The following is a 14,182-nucleotide window of genomic DNA, read 5'->3' as shown; positions in this document are numbered from 1 at the left end:
AATTGCCAGTTAAATATTTATCTTTTTTCTACTTTTTAATAATACTGATTTATGGCCTAATAGAAAATATTTTTTTCAGATTCGCGCTCAATTTTTTTGATTTTTTTTATTATTGTTAAAATTGTAAAACTACACAAATTATGATGCTAGCATTTATTAACAGCGTAAAAAAACACGCTACAAAGAATTTCATCCCTCTTTGTAGCGTGTGCTATTTTATAAACTAATAATTTCCGCTTAGCAATTGAAGCAGTTTAATAACTTTACTTTTTGAATTAATGATAGATTCTTGCGGACCGATACAGGATGGGCAACCGGATTTACAAGGGCATGCTGTAATATGATGCTGTACCTTTGTCACTAAATCCTCCCATAAATCATACACTTTTTCACTTAAACCAATTCCACCTGGATATTTATCGTAAACAAAAAACGTTGGTTGGTCATTGTGCGTTGCTTTTACTTGGGGCACAACCGCGACATCACTACTATCGCATTGAATAAATAATGGTATAAAGGCATTCATCGCATAGGCTACACCCATCATTGCATCTGTCAGCTCTTCTTCAGTCCACTTTTGCGGCGACGAAAACGAGAGCCAAGAAGAACTGGTATGCATTTCATCAGGTGGTAGATGAATCGGGCCAGAGCCAATATTATCATGTGTACCAAAGCGAATTTTCTTAAAGATGGTAGCTTGTGCGACTAATCCTACATCGCCGAAGCTAATAGTCCCACCTTGATAGTTGCGACTTCGATCTTCTTCAAGTACTTTCATCTCAACTGCTAAATTCGCGTCTGTGTAATAATCAACATCTACTTCTCGCACAAAAGCTTTTTTTTCTTCCCAATCAAGTTTTTCTACTTGATATTGAATGCCCTGATGCAAATAGATTGCTTCTTCATGTAATAATGTCATAGCACTATGGCGATCCATTTCCCCAATGACTTTCGTACGAGCAGGTACTGTCATATCAATAATTACAACATTTTCTTGAGATGCTGAACGGAGGCTTATATCATGTGCAGGAAACCGATCACTCATCCAATGCCATTTTTCACTCGTTTTAAAAATAACACCTTCTTCTGCTAAATAGTCGAGCAGTTCTTGTATGTCATATTCTCCGTACGTATCGCTTGTTGTAAAAGGTAACTCAAACGCCGCACATTTAAGATGATCCATTAAAATCAACATATTTTCAGGGTATATCCGTGCCTCCTCGGGGTCGCTCCCTAGTAAAAAGAGTGGATGATCTACCACATATTGATCTAGTGCCGTAGACTGTGCAACATAAATAATAAGCGCCTCGTCTTGACGTCGGCCAGCACGACCCGCTTGTTGCCATGCACTTGCGATATTTCCCGGGTAGCCCGTCATAATACATGCCTGTAATTGACCAATATCCACCCCTAGCTCCAGCGCATTTGTACTAACTACGGTTTGAATCGTACCATCACGAAGCCCACGTTCTATAACACGTCGCTCTGAAGGTAAATAGCCCCCTCGATAGCCACGCACAGATTCGTCTTGTAGCTTATTGCGCGTCAGTTCTTTCAAATACGTCACAATCATTTCAACACGCACACGACTTTTAGCAAAAATAATCGTTTGAATGCCAGCTATATAAAGTCTTTTGGCAAGATCACTTACCTCTAAAACCGCACTACGCCGAACGCCAAACGTTTTATGGATAATCGGTGGATTGTAAAAGAGAAATGTTTTTTTACCAACCGGAGCACCTGAATCAGCAATTAAAGTGTGGGTATCATTTGTTAAATTTTCAGCTAATTCTTTTGGATTTTTTATCGTTGCTGACGTACAAATAAAAACAGGTTTACTACCGTAAAATTCACAGATACGTTTCAACCTGCGAATTACATGTGCCACATGTGAACCAAATACACCTTTATATGTATGTAATTCATCAATAACGATATACTGCAAATTTTCAAAGAGCGATACCCACTTTGTATGATGCGGTAGTATACCTGAATGTAGCATATCTGGATTGGTCATCACAATATGCCCTGCTTTCCGCACCTTTTGCCGAATGCCAGGAGCCGTATCACCGTCATACGTATAGCTTAATATGTCCTCTCCACTCTGTTCAATCAGTTCATTTAAATCATTTTTTTGATCCTGTGCTAACGCTTTCGTTGGAAATAGATAAATTGCTCGTGCATTGCGGTCTTCTAAAATTTTTTGTAATACAGGTAAATGATAGCAGTAAGATTTCCCAGATGCTGTCGGTGTTACAGCAGTAAAGGATTTACGACTCGATGCCAAATCAAACGCTTCCCGTTGATGTGTATACAATTGTGTAATTCCTCGGGCATGTAATGCCTTAACAAGTGCAGGATGTAAATTCTCTGGGAAAGGCGCGTTTTTAGCATCGCGGCCTTCTAAAGTGTGCCAATGAATGATCCGCTCTTTTAATTCGTCATCATAGCGCCATTCATTTAACAATGCACTAATTGTCCGTTTTTTCGATAACATTATGTTGCGCCTCCTTCACTAAGCGATAAAAATTATTTAACGTATAGGAAGTAGAATGCGTTGCATCTAAAAAGCGTTTTTTACTTGTTTCTTTATAAAAAGATTGCACAACAAATTGCTCCATTGATTCAACCGCTGAAGCAATTTGTCCTATATGCATATATTTCGGTCTGTTTTTTTCAATCCAAGCAGTCGCCTCTTGCTGCCACTCTTTCAGCAGTTGATGGATGACATCCGCATGCGGCTTGACCTCTGCAAAAAAATCTGGTGTCCGATCCTCCTCGCGCATTTGCCAAAAGCGTGCAACACATTTTTCACATTCATCTATTAATATGGAAGTTTGCTGTATTAATAACAATTTCGCACCTCATCTCTTTCATTGTACCTTTAGCTAATGATTGTGTGATTATCATGTCCAACCAATAATTTACTGTGTCAAATGTAGATAAAACATAAGTTCAGGTTCATATGCCTTATTCTTATCTTTACGACATACTCAAACTACCTGAAAGCGTCTTGTCGTCATTCTTAACACTCGCTAAAAGCATTAAATGATTGCATCTAATGAATCATTTTTATAGGTATGAGGTTAGTGTACCAAAGTCTATCATTTTTCACTACTAATAGGCGAACAAGCATTCTTTACTTGCCAGTTCTTTTCTGCTAAGCTTACTTTCTGGCTAACAGATTTGAGCTGCATAAAAAATTGCAGGCTATGTGCATTATTTTCTAATGACACCCTCGTGATAAGTAATTGATTGACCAGATCCAACTGTGCAACTAATTGTCCTAATTTGTTCAATACAACGCCTCCTTTTATCTTTACTTATGTATTCCTCGCATGTATAAAATAACCTTCATGCGTGACAAAAAAAGCGTAAGTTAGCTGAAAGAAGAAGTATTTCGATAAATTTTTAATAAATGCTACCTATGAGTAGCATTCGTAAATGTGCTGATAAAAGACTCTATTTCAACGAATCTAGCAATAAACGAAAGCATTACTATGACAATTTCTATGACGAATGCAGTTGTTTCCTTGGCGAATTTTCTACTTTAAACAGCGAATCATGCCACGGATTAGCAATTGTCATCTAACTTTAGAGCAATGTGCTGACTGTGATGAAGTTCTACAAAAATCATGGTAAACTATTGTGTATAATAGCAGTATTATAGAGGGTGAGCTAAGTGACAATTCGTTATCCAAATGGGAAAATCTATACCCCTGCACAAGCTATTCAAAAAGCAGAAAAAAAGGGGAGAAAGAAGGACTTCTCCTATAGTAATCGTGGGAAAACGCTTGAAGATGAAATTAATGAAGCAAACGACTATTATTTAGAAAGGCAACTTGCGATTATTCATAAGAAACCTGTTCCCGTACAAATCGTCAAAGTAGAGTATCCATCACGAAGTGCTGCCGTTATTCGTGAAGCTTATTTCCGAACGCCCTCTACAACTGACTACAATGGTGTTTGGAATGGGCATTATATTGATTTTGATGCAAAGGAGACCGCCTCGAAGACGAGCTTTCCACTAAAAAATATACACACACATCAAATGAAACATATGCAGCAAGTGAAGGAACAAAATGGTGTGGCATTTATTATCGTTCGTTTTTCAGCTTTTGAGCGGTATTTTTTAGTGCCATACGAAGTTTTACAAAAGGCCTGGCATGCAATGAACAATGGTGAACGTAAATCGATTCCCTTTTCAACCATAGAAAAGGAAGCTTATGAAATTCCAACAAGCTATTATCCACGTATCGATTATTTACCTGTTCTCCAACAGTTTATTGAAGCAACAAGTCATGGCTCTGAAAGTGAGGAGATAAAAAAATGAGTGAACGTCGTCAAACACGCGGGGAGCATCAAAAAGCTCTCGCTCAAAAAAATAAAAAGAAAGCGCCGAAAGCAGCGAAATCTTCGCCTAAAGCTTGGTTCAAGCGTATTGTTCTAACAATACTTATTATAGGGCTTGTTGGCTTAGTCGGCGGGGCAGGTGTATTTGCCTATTATGCAAGTACAGCTCCAGAACTTGATGAAGATTTATTGAAGGACCCCGTTTCCTCTGAATTTTATGATAAAAACGGTGAAATTTTTGCCACAATCGGTGCGGAAAATCGAAAATACGTAAAATACGAAGATATTCCAGAAGATATGATTAACGCCATTCTAGCAACAGAAGACGTTCGCTTTTTTAAACATCATGGGATGGACTTTTATCGTCTTGGTGGTGCAATACTTGCCAACTTCCGTGATGGTTTTGGGGCACAAGGGGCTTCAACATTAACACAGCAAGTTGTCAAAAATTCATTTTTACAAAATGAGAAAAAATTAAAACGTAAAGCACAAGAAGCATGGCTTGCTTTCCAACTTGAACGCAAATATTCAAAAGAAGAAATATTTGAAATGTACTTTAATAAAATGTTGATGTCCGGCCGTATTTATGGCTTTGGGACAGCAGCTCAATATTTCTATGGTAAAGAGTTAAAAGATTTATCATTGGATGAAGAAGCGCTACTAGCTGGCTTAGTTCAACGTCCAAACGCTTACAATCCATTAAAAAATCCAGAGCTGGCAGAGAAACGCCGAAATACAGTTTTGGGCTTAATGTACCAGCATGGAAAAATTACTAAAGCTGAAATGGAAGAAGCGAAAAAAGTTGATGTGCAAGCAGGTCTTTCAGACGATGCTACACGCCAATCATTTGCTGGTTCTAAATACGATGCCTTCCTAGATATCGTCATTAATGAGCTAGAAAATAATGGCGATGGTTCTGCTATGGCTGAAGGTATTAAAGTTTACACAACACTCGATCCGAATGCACAGCAAATTGTCGAAAACATCATGAACGACGATAGCAATTTCCCAACAGAGAAAATTGAATCGGGCGTTGCTGTTGTTGATACAAAAACGGGTCAAATTCAAGCAGTTGGCGGTGGACGAAATTACGGCAACCGTACATTTAACTATGCAGATGACTTAAAGGTTAACCACCCTGGGTCAACAATGAAGCCATTACTTGATTACGGTCCAGCAATTGAATATTTAAAATGGTCAACAGGTAAAACACTTGTCGATGATCCAATGAAATATACAGGTACAAACCAAACGATTACAAACTGGGATGGGAAGTATTTAGGTGCTATGACAGCACGTAAAGCGTTATATGCTTCTCGAAATGTGCCAGCTGTTAAAACGTTTAAAGAAGTTGGCGCTGACAAAGCGAAAGAATTTATCGGACGCTTAGGAATTAAAGCAGAAAATGCTTACGAGGCAGATGCAATTGGTGGTGGTGACATTACAATGTCCCCTATTCAAATGGCAGCATCTTATGCGGCATTTGGGAATAACGGTGTATACACTGATCCTTATGCCATAACGAAAATTGTTTACCGCGACGGCAAATCAACGAAAGACTATACACCAAAATCTACAGTTGCTATGGAAGATTACACGGCTTATATGGTCACAGATATGTTACGTGATGTAGTCAGCAATAAACCAGATGCATCAGGTACAGCCGCGAATGTTTCAGGCTTAGATATTGCTGGTAAAACAGGTACAACTAACTATTCAAATGATGAATTTAATAAATATAATTTACCAGATACGAGTGTGCCAGATTCATGGTTTGCTGGTTACACTACTAATTACTCAATCGCTATTTGGAGTGGTTACGAAAAACGTTCAGATCCAATCACAACATGGGATGAACGCCGTTTACCACAACATTTATTTAAAAATATTATGAAAGACCTTTCTGCGAACATTGAAACTGCACGTTTCAAAAAACCAAGCTCGGTTGTAGAAGCGACGATTGAAGTAGGCTCTAGCCCATTGAAACTAGCTAGTGATTATACTCCAAGTGAATTGCGCCAAACAGAACTATTTGTTCGTGGTACAGAACCTACAGAGGTTTCAAATGAGTATGAAGCACCTGAACTTTCTACACCTTACAATGTAAGTGCAAGTTTAGATTTAGCAGGTCAATCTATTAATATTGGCTGGGAACATGATGCCATTCTTGACCCAGAAACAGATGAACCAATGGCTACTACTTTTGAAGTATCTGCTACACGTGAAGGTGGCGAAACGGTAGTGCTTGGTACTACTGACAATAAAGGTTTAACTGTTAGCAACACATTAGAAGATGGGAAATACACGATTTCTGTCGTAGCGATTGTAGATGGTACACGCAGTGAACCAGGAACGACATCTTTCGAGATTTCGAGCATGCCTGATGAGGATTTAGGTACCGAAGATCCAGATAATCCAGATATTGAACAACCTACACCGCCTGATCAAGGCAATGGTGAGGACAATGGCAATCCTAACGGCAATGGCAACAACGGCAATAATGGCAATAACAACAACGGTGGTAATAGCGGCAATAACGGTAACAATGGAAATACTGGCAATGGCACTGACAACAATGGCAATAATGCTGGTAGCCAACCTCCTGTAACGCCAACTGACCCCGTAGTGCCAAACGAAGATAACGATAGTGAACAATAGTTAATCTAAACATAACAGGAGTAGAAAATGAAATATTTTCTACTCCTGTTTTTATATTAATAAAAAAGGTTGTCCGTAAGTTCAATCACTTACCGGACAACCTTTTATCTAACATGTATTCTTTAGCGTTTGGTCGCCTGTAAGCGCAAACGTGCTGTTCGTTTTTTCGTTTCTTTAAATAATTCATCTATTTGACGATAACACGCATATTGACCTGGTTTCGTTTTAATAAAAGTTAAACGTTCCACTCCATTTATGGGCATAACTTCTTCACCTGCTTCGTAAACTAAACGTTCAAACAATCGTATAGCCTCTTCCATAAGTCCTTTTGCTTCCCCATTACGTGCCTGATGGGCTGCATGTATTTGCGCTTCTAGCAATGTCCACTCTGTAAACCATTCATCAATTTTTTCTTTTGTGATTGCATCAATATTCATGCTTTGGTCACCAGTCCTTTTTTTAAACGCTTTTGTCCTTCACGACAATCACCTAATAACGGACATGTTGAGCATCCTGGATTTTGTGCCTTGCAATGATAGCGGCCGAAGAAAATTAGCTGATGATGGGTTTTCGACCACTTGTCCATCGGTGTTTTTTTCATAATCGTTTCTTCCACCTCAAGAACAGAGTCTTTCCAACGACATAAGCCTAATCGTTTAGATACGCGCTCTACATGTGTATCGACTGCAAGCGCTGGTATATCAAAGGCTACGGATAGTACAACATTCGCTGTTTTACGACCTACACCTGGCAAGGTAACAAGTTCCTCACGACTTGCAGGAATTTGCCCCGCGTACTCAGTCAAAAGTCGCTCACATAAAAGTTGAATATTTTTTGCTTTATTTCGATAAAGACCAATAGAACGAATATCCTGTTGTAGCTCCTCTAAGGACACCGCTAAATAATCTTCAGGTGTTTTATATTTTTGAAACAACGTTTTTGTTACTTTATTAACAAGTACATCCGTACATTGTGCAGATAATAACGTGGCGATTGTCAGCTCGAACGGGTTGTCATGCACAAGTTCACAATGTGCATTAGGAAACATGCGGTCCATTTCAGCTAGACAATGCTCCCACTGCTTTTTTGTTAACATTCCCTAAAATCCCCCTATTCTCTTTCTTCTAACCAGTTATAAAATGGTACTTTATTTGTCGACTGCGTTTCTTGCTGTAACGTGCGGGATTGCGGTCTATTCAAGTTTTGCTTTTCACGGAACTGTTCGCCTTGCTTATGTGCAGCCTGTGGTGTGGTTATATTTTTCTTTTTCCACTCCAACAAAATCCGATCGATATAGCGAATGCTTAGTTTTCCAGCAAACACAGCCTCTTTTAACGCTTCTTTAATAAGTGAAGGACTGTGCCTATCCTCATCTAACCAAGAACCAATTTTTTCTAGCTCTAAAGGAGATAAAAGACGCCCCATTTCTTCTTCAAATAAACGGAATATCTCGCCCTCTTCTTGCTGAAGCGTAGCTGCTGATTTTTGTTGCTCTTTCAATTCTATAATCTGCAAGATACGTTCCCAAAGAGGATACACCGAATATTTTTCGTACAGCTTGCCAGTTGTTTTATCAACGTCACGAGTAATCTCAAGGAAGCCTTTTTGCATTAGTCTTTGTAAACGCGATGTAATTTCATTACTAGGCATTGTGAGACGATTCATTAAGTCTGTTGGTGTCGGAAAATCATTTCCTTCAACATGAAAGGCAAGTAAATGCAAGACGATAAGCGCCTCATCATCCTCAATATTTAACTCCTTATAAAACTGAAAAAAGAGCTGAGGAATGTGTATCGTTCTCTGCTCGGTCCATGTACGGAGTCGATTATTTTTTGTATTCATGTAGACATGACTCCTTTTTTCTAAGTAAGTAGAAAAGCCGCGTAGAAATTTCACTACGCGACTTTGCAATTGTTTTTGTTTATTACTAACCGATTATGGATATAAGCGGTTTAATAAACGTGGGAATGGGATCGTTTCACGAATATGCTCTGTCCCAGAAATCCAAGCAACTGTTCGTTCTAACCCTAGACCGAATCCAGAATGCGGTACGGATCCTTGCTTACGAAGTTCTAAATACCATGCATAAGCATCTAATGATAAGTTATGTTCTTCAAGACGAGATTTTAATAATTCGTAGTCATGAATACGCTCTGAACCACCGATAATTTCACCGTAACCTTCAGGTGCAATTAAGTCAGCACATAACACAACATCATCACGATCAGGATGTGGTTGCATGTAGAATGGTTTGATGCCTGTTGGATAACACGTAATGAATACTGGTTTGTCAAATGAATTGGCAATAGCAGTTTCATGTGGTGCACCGAAGTCATCTCCCCATTCAATATCATCAAAACCTTGTTCATGTAATAGTTTAATGGCATCGTCGTATGAAATACGAGGGAATGGCGCTTTGATATTTTGAAGTGTAGAAGTATCACGGCCAAGTCGCTCTAATTCTAGCGTACAGTTTGCCAGAACAGACTGTACAATATGCTCCACATATTGTTCTTGTACTTCTAAATTTTCTTCAAATTCCACAAAAGCCATTTCCGGTTCAATCATCCAAAATTCGATAAGGTGACGACGTGTTTTAGATTTCTCCGCACGGAACGTCGGACCGAAAGAGAAAACTTTCCCTAACGCCATTGCAGCTGCTTCCATATAAAGCTGACCAGATTGAGATAAATACGCATCTTCATCAAAATATTTAGTGTGGAATAGCTCTGAAGTCCCTTCAGGCGCTGAACCCGTTAAAATTGGTGGATCCATTTTCGTAAAACCATTATTGTTGAAAAACTCGTAAGTGGCACGAATAATTTCATTACGAATTTTCATCACCGCATGTTGCTTACGAGAACGTAACCATAGGTGGCGGTTATCCATTAAAAATTCAGGGCCATGCTCTTTAGGCGTAATTGGGAAATCAGTCGCTGCATGTAACACTTCAATGCCTGTAACTGCTAGTTCACAGCCAAAACTTGAACGCTCGTCGGCTTTCACCTCGCCAATCACATACATCGACGTTTCTTGCGTCATACCTTTTGCAATCGCAAAAATTTCTTCGCCTACTTCTTCTTTCACCACAACACCTTGCACAAAACCTGAACCATCGCGCAGTTGTAAGAAAGCAATTTTACCACTTGAACGTTTGTTAGCTAACCAAGCACCTAACTTGACTGTTTCACCGATATGCTGTGGCATATCTTGAATCATAATTTTTTTCATAGAAATCCTCCAAAGTTGGTTAGAAGGATTAGTCTTGCCATTTTGATTTTACGAATGCATCAATACGACGGACTGCCTCTTCTAATAATTCTAAAGATGTAGCATAAGATAATCGCATTGTAGTTGGTGCACCAAAGCCAGAGCCCGGAATCACTGCTACGTTTGCTTCAGTTAAAATATCCGCAGCAAATGCATCTACTGAATCATAACCAGTATGAGCCATCGCTTCTGCTACATCTGGTAATAAGTAAAATGCGCCTTGCGGTTTTAATACATTGAAGCCAGGAATTGCACTAATTTGTGGATAAATTTTTTCAAGACGAGATTCAAATGCTTGGCGCATTTCTTCTACAGTGTCTTGTGATCCATTATATGCTTCCACTGTTGCATACTGTGCAGTTGTTGTCGCGTTTGAAGTAGAGTGTGAAGCAAGGTCAGTCATTGGTTTAATAATGTCTGCATCACCTGCTGCATACCCGATACGCCAGCCTGTCATAGAGTGAGATTTAGCTACACCATTAACTACAATTGTACGTGCTTTCAATGCATCTGAAAGTTGTGCAATTGAATAATGCTCAATACCATTGTATACAAGCTTCTCATAAATTTCATCTGACACGATTAAAATATCTTTTTCTTCTGCAACAGCCGCAAGTTCTGCTAGCTCATCACGAGAATAAATCATACCAGATGGATTGCTTGGCGAGTTAATGATGACTGCTTTTGTTTTATCTGTAACAGCTGCGCGTAATTGATCAGCAGTAATTTTATAACCTTGTTCACGTGTTCCTTCAACATATACAGGCACGCCACCCGCTAGTTTCACTTGCTCTGGATACGATACCCAATAAGGAATAGGGATGATTACTTCATCGCCTTCATTTAAAATAACTTGGAATAACGTGTAAAGAATATGCTTTGCCCCAACACCTACGATAACCTCGTTCGGTTTATATGTAAGATTGTTGTCGCGTTGAAGTTTGTCGATAATGGCTTTCTTTAAAACTGGAAGACCGCCGGCAGGTGTATATTTTGTTAAACCTTTTTCCATAGAGTTAATAGCCGCATCTAGAATATTGCGTGGTGTGTTAAAGTCTGGCTCACCAGCACCTAGACCAATTACATCAATACCTTGCTCTTTTAATTCTTTTGCTTTTGCAGTAATTGCTAATGTTGAAGATGGTGTTAAAGTTTTCACTCGGTTTGCTAATAATTTTTTCATTCGGGATCTACTCCTCTTATAAATTCTTAATGCGCTTCCACCAGTCGCCGTCCTTAAACAAAATATAGACATAGTTGAGTTTATCTTGATCGTTCAGGTATGTAATTTCCCAAACAGCTCCAGCCTCCTCATAGCCTAATTTCATATGAAGAACCTTTTGTACATTTCCTTCTTTTTTAAAAACCGATAATGCTTGCTTTTCCGTAATACCATCTTTCAAAAATACTTCCTGAATGGAATCCTCTTCTAGATTCGTTGGAACAAAGACAGCCTTTTTGTCACCGTATTCGTCTACCCCGAATACAGTAACATACGAATTTTTGCCATTATATGTGTAGGACTCCGTGACAATTGCTAGGGCTTTGGCATCAAGCGCCAACTGTTCAGCCTTTTCTTCAATTGAACTAAACGGAGCCTCGGCTTTCCAGAGTACTAAAATACTAATGACAAGTGATAAGGAAACCATAAAGACTGAAATGAAAATCAACCAGTTTTTCATATATTCACCTTATGTTTCACACCTAGCTTTTTGTTTGCTAAGAATGCCTGATATTTTTGCGTGTCGATCACTGCGCACACTTTCATTTTGCTTACCATTTTTGCCAACCTGCTTTCTTTCCTCATACCACAACATTATACACCAAAATCCCGTTGTCGTGTTTGCTAATTTCATTTATTGTACGTTGATAAACCAACGTTTTCAAATGATTAGAGCATCTATTTTCATTTTTTTCTCTTTCATGAAAATAGACAGCCTTTTCCCGTCAAAAGTTCCTATTCTTTTTCACAAAAAGAAAGATTCTTTTTGAGGGAAATCTCTTTTTTCTATATTAAAAAGGACCATTATTGAAAACAAATTTATCCCACTGCCTCGTATTGACAGTGGGAATGATGAAAATAGATTTTTACTAAAATTTACAATGCTACTAAATCTGCAAATTTTTTTTATTGCGCACTAATAACATAGTTGGCGCGCCCGTTATTTTTGGCTTTGTACAAGTTGCGATCTGCTTGCTTAAAAAGCTTTATATATTCATAATTTTTTTGGTCATTCAAACAGGCACCTAAACTAACTTTTAGTGGATAGCTATCATATTCATGTTCTAATTTTAAAGTTAACATGAAGGCATGCAATTCTTTTATACTATCATTTAAAAACAACATACTCTCATGTCGAAGACAAATAATAAATTCATCTCCACCATAACGTATAATCACCGCTTCTTGATTATGCAAAAAATCTTTTAACCCCGTAGCAAGTAGTTGCAACACCATATCGCCAAATAAGTGGCCATATTGATCATTGTATGCTTTAAAATAATCAATATCGAGTACAATTACACCGACATATTGCTGGCATGCCTGTGCCTCATTTAACCAATCATTCAGTTCTATATCAAGAAAATGGCGATTTAGGACACCTGTTAACGGATCAAATAGCGCCCTTTTTTCCAGTGACTCTTTTTGTCGATTAAATTCTAGATTCATCACCTGTTGAAGCAGATTATCTGCACTCATTTTTTCTGATAGCTCTATATAGGCGCGTTGCACATCAAAGATTTCATTACGATAATCCAATTGATAAAGTACGTTTAACAGCATGCGCATCACTTTCTTCGTAACGGGCTTATCACCATAGGATTGCGCTAATTCTATCGCTTGCTTGTAATAGTCTACCGCTTCTTCAAGTCGATGTTGATGCTCGTATAAAAAACCAAAGCCAAACAATGCGGCTACCTTTTCTCGTTTATGATTTTGAATAATTTCAGAATTCAATGTCTGATTCAACAAAGCTTGAGCAGTAACAAAATCGCCCTCTAAAATGTACACATCCGCCATATTATTATGAATGCGAATCTCTTGTAATTTCGCTAATTCAGGAAGTGTCTTCGCAAGCTCCTCATTATAATTTCTTGCAATAAAAGCCGCTTCAAGAGCCTCCATATAACAGCCGTTTTCAACTTCTAAATAGCATAGATTGCTATAGCAACGTACAAGCATTTTAATATCTTTTAGCTGTGTAGCATATTCAATAGACTTTTTTGTCATTTCCACCGTTTTTTCTCTGAAACCAACCAAATCATAGATTAAGGACATGACCAGATTGTAATTCATAAAGTCCTTTTTCGTGCCGTACTTTTGGCAGCACTCCCCATATTCTTGGATATGACGTACCATGCTTAATGTATCACCTAAAGCATGGTGAATTAATATCTTTTGGAAGAATAAATCTAGTCCATGCCTATGATTATCATTTTCTACTGCTACTAAAAGTCCCTGTTCAGCAAGCGTTAAAGCTTCTGTCAAACGCCCTTTCGTCCGCATTTCCAGGATTGTTTTGTTTAATTGTTCTAATGTTAACTCCAATTCATCACCACTTCTCTATGCTCGGATTTTCCCTTATCCATCACACCTTAATGTAGCAGTTAGCCTATTCATTAATTATAAGCGAAGTCCTATACACTCGTCCGTCATTTCTATCATATCCCATAAATTACTAAACATATCGAATGATGAATGTTTTGTCAAAGAGCGTATAGTAATTGCCCGTCCTTTATGCTAGTAAGCCATAATAAGCAAAGGATTGCTCGTTCATCAGCAACCCTTACGCTATCAACTAAAAACGCTGCTTTCGTTTTATGTCTAGTAAATAGATGACTTATTGGCTACTCATTAGCAGATTGCATGAATTTTTGAAATTTAATATTTTTTATATAT

General features: G+C 38.3%; 12 protein-coding genes. 2 read left to right on the top strand and 10 right to left on the bottom strand.

The features are described 5' to 3' along the window. Positions 1 to 223 precede the first annotated feature (223 nt). The 3 genes from MHH88_RS08155 to MHH88_RS08145 form a co-directional block, all read right to left on the bottom strand. Positions 224 to 2,497, bottom strand: a complete 2,274-nt coding sequence (locus MHH88_RS08155) for a DEAD/DEAH box helicase (protein WP_339262338.1) — start codon at positions 2,495 to 2,497, stop codon at positions 224 to 226. Beyond that, entirely contained in the window at positions 2,472 to 2,855 is a 384-nt protein-coding gene (locus MHH88_RS08150; protein WP_103977025.1) for a YppE family protein, read from the bottom strand. The genes MHH88_RS08155 and MHH88_RS08150 overlap by 26 nt, the downstream gene beginning before the upstream one ends. Before the next feature lie 249 nt (positions 2,856 to 3,104). Beyond that, on the bottom strand, positions 3,105 to 3,299 hold the full coding sequence (locus MHH88_RS08145; RefSeq protein WP_024363367.1) for a hypothetical protein: 195 nt from the start codon (positions 3,297 to 3,299) through the stop codon (positions 3,105 to 3,107). Positions 3,300 to 3,682: 383 nt separating this feature from the next. On the opposite strand from MHH88_RS08145, the gene recU reads away from it, so the two are divergent. Together recU and MHH88_RS08135 are read left to right on the top strand one after the other, a co-directional pair. Continuing rightward, the gene (recU, locus tag MHH88_RS08140) at positions 3,683 to 4,333 is read left to right on the top strand and encodes a Holliday junction resolvase RecU (protein WP_339262334.1); all 651 of its coding nucleotides are present in this window, start codon (positions 3,683 to 3,685) and stop codon (positions 4,331 to 4,333) included. Next, positions 4,330 to 7,011 (top strand): PBP1A family penicillin-binding protein, encoded by a 2,682-nt coding sequence (locus MHH88_RS08135; RefSeq protein WP_339262333.1) that lies wholly within the window; start codon positions 4,330 to 4,332, stop codon positions 7,009 to 7,011. Before recU ends, MHH88_RS08135 begins: the two co-directional genes overlap by 4 nt. 122 nt (positions 7,012 to 7,133) lie before the next feature. Here the strand turns inward: MHH88_RS08135 and MHH88_RS08130 are convergent, their stop codons facing one another. From MHH88_RS08130 to MHH88_RS08100, 7 genes are all read right to left on the bottom strand, one after another. Beyond that, positions 7,134 to 7,448 carry a YpoC family protein gene (locus MHH88_RS08130; protein WP_339262331.1) on the bottom strand — a complete coding sequence of 105 codons (315 nt, stop codon included), beginning with the start codon at positions 7,446 to 7,448 and terminating at the stop codon, positions 7,134 to 7,136. Then, positions 7,445 to 8,107: an endonuclease III gene (nth, locus tag MHH88_RS08125; RefSeq protein WP_069511588.1), complete on the bottom strand. Its 663-nt coding sequence runs from the start codon at positions 8,105 to 8,107 to the stop codon at positions 7,445 to 7,447. The genes MHH88_RS08130 and nth overlap by 4 nt, the downstream gene beginning before the upstream one ends. 14 nt (positions 8,108 to 8,121) lie before the next feature. Continuing rightward, positions 8,122 to 8,853, bottom strand: coding sequence for a DnaD domain-containing protein (locus MHH88_RS08120; RefSeq protein WP_103977026.1), 732 nt, complete (start codon positions 8,851 to 8,853; stop codon positions 8,122 to 8,124). A gap of 93 nt (positions 8,854 to 8,946) precedes the next feature. Then, positions 8,947 to 10,242, bottom strand: coding sequence for an asparagine--tRNA ligase (gene asnS / locus MHH88_RS08115; RefSeq protein WP_024363361.1), 1,296 nt, complete (start codon positions 10,240 to 10,242; stop codon positions 8,947 to 8,949). A gap of 28 nt (positions 10,243 to 10,270) precedes the next feature. Next, a complete protein-coding gene (locus MHH88_RS08110; RefSeq protein WP_069511592.1) occupies positions 10,271 to 11,464 on the bottom strand; it encodes a pyridoxal phosphate-dependent aminotransferase in 1,194 nt (397 codons plus the stop codon). Between the two features lie 16 nt (positions 11,465 to 11,480). Next, the gene (locus MHH88_RS08105; RefSeq protein ID WP_069511594.1) at positions 11,481 to 11,963 is read right to left on the bottom strand and encodes a DUF5590 domain-containing protein; all 483 of its coding nucleotides are present in this window, start codon (positions 11,961 to 11,963) and stop codon (positions 11,481 to 11,483) included. Between the two features lie 446 nt (positions 11,964 to 12,409). Beyond that, a complete protein-coding gene (locus MHH88_RS08100) occupies positions 12,410 to 13,831 on the bottom strand; it encodes a tetratricopeptide repeat-containing diguanylate cyclase (RefSeq protein ID WP_339262326.1) in 1,422 nt (473 codons plus the stop codon). Positions 13,832 to 14,182 lie beyond the last annotated feature (351 nt).

This window comes from Lysinibacillus sp. FSL K6-3209, assembly GCF_037976175.1.
In the GTDB taxonomy this organism is placed as follows: domain Bacteria; phylum Bacillota; class Bacilli; order Bacillales_A; family Planococcaceae; genus Lysinibacillus; species Lysinibacillus sphaericus_D.
The sequence above is the reverse complement of the archived record's forward strand: the minus strand, read 5'-3'. Positions and strand labels throughout refer to the sequence as shown.

What these genes read in the sequence shown, in the direction of transcription:
- MHH88_RS08155 (WP_339262338.1), bottom strand. Translation starts at nt 2,497, where the DNA reads ATGTTATCGAAAAAACGGACAATTAGTGCATTGTTAAATGAATGGCGC.
- MHH88_RS08135 (WP_339262333.1), top strand. Translation starts at nt 4,330, where the DNA reads ATGAGTGAACGTCGTCAAACACGCGGGGAGCATCAAAAAGCTCTCGCT.
- MHH88_RS08130 (WP_339262331.1), bottom strand. Translation starts at nt 7,448, where the DNA reads ATGAATATTGATGCAATCACAAAAGAAAAAATTGATGAATGGTTTACA.
- nth (WP_069511588.1), bottom strand. Translation starts at nt 8,107, where the DNA reads ATGTTAACAAAAAAGCAGTGGGAGCATTGTCTAGCTGAAATGGACCGC.
- MHH88_RS08120 (WP_103977026.1), bottom strand. Translation starts at nt 8,853, where the DNA reads ATGAATACAAAAAATAATCGACTCCGTACATGGACCGAGCAGAGAACG.
- asnS (WP_024363361.1), bottom strand. Translation starts at nt 10,242, where the DNA reads ATGAAAAAAATTATGATTCAAGATATGCCACAGCATATCGGTGAAACA.
- MHH88_RS08110 (WP_069511592.1), bottom strand. Translation starts at nt 11,464, where the DNA reads ATGAAAAAATTATTAGCAAACCGAGTGAAAACTTTAACACCATCTTCA.
- MHH88_RS08105 (WP_069511594.1), bottom strand. Translation starts at nt 11,963, where the DNA reads ATGAAAAACTGGTTGATTTTCATTTCAGTCTTTATGGTTTCCTTATCA.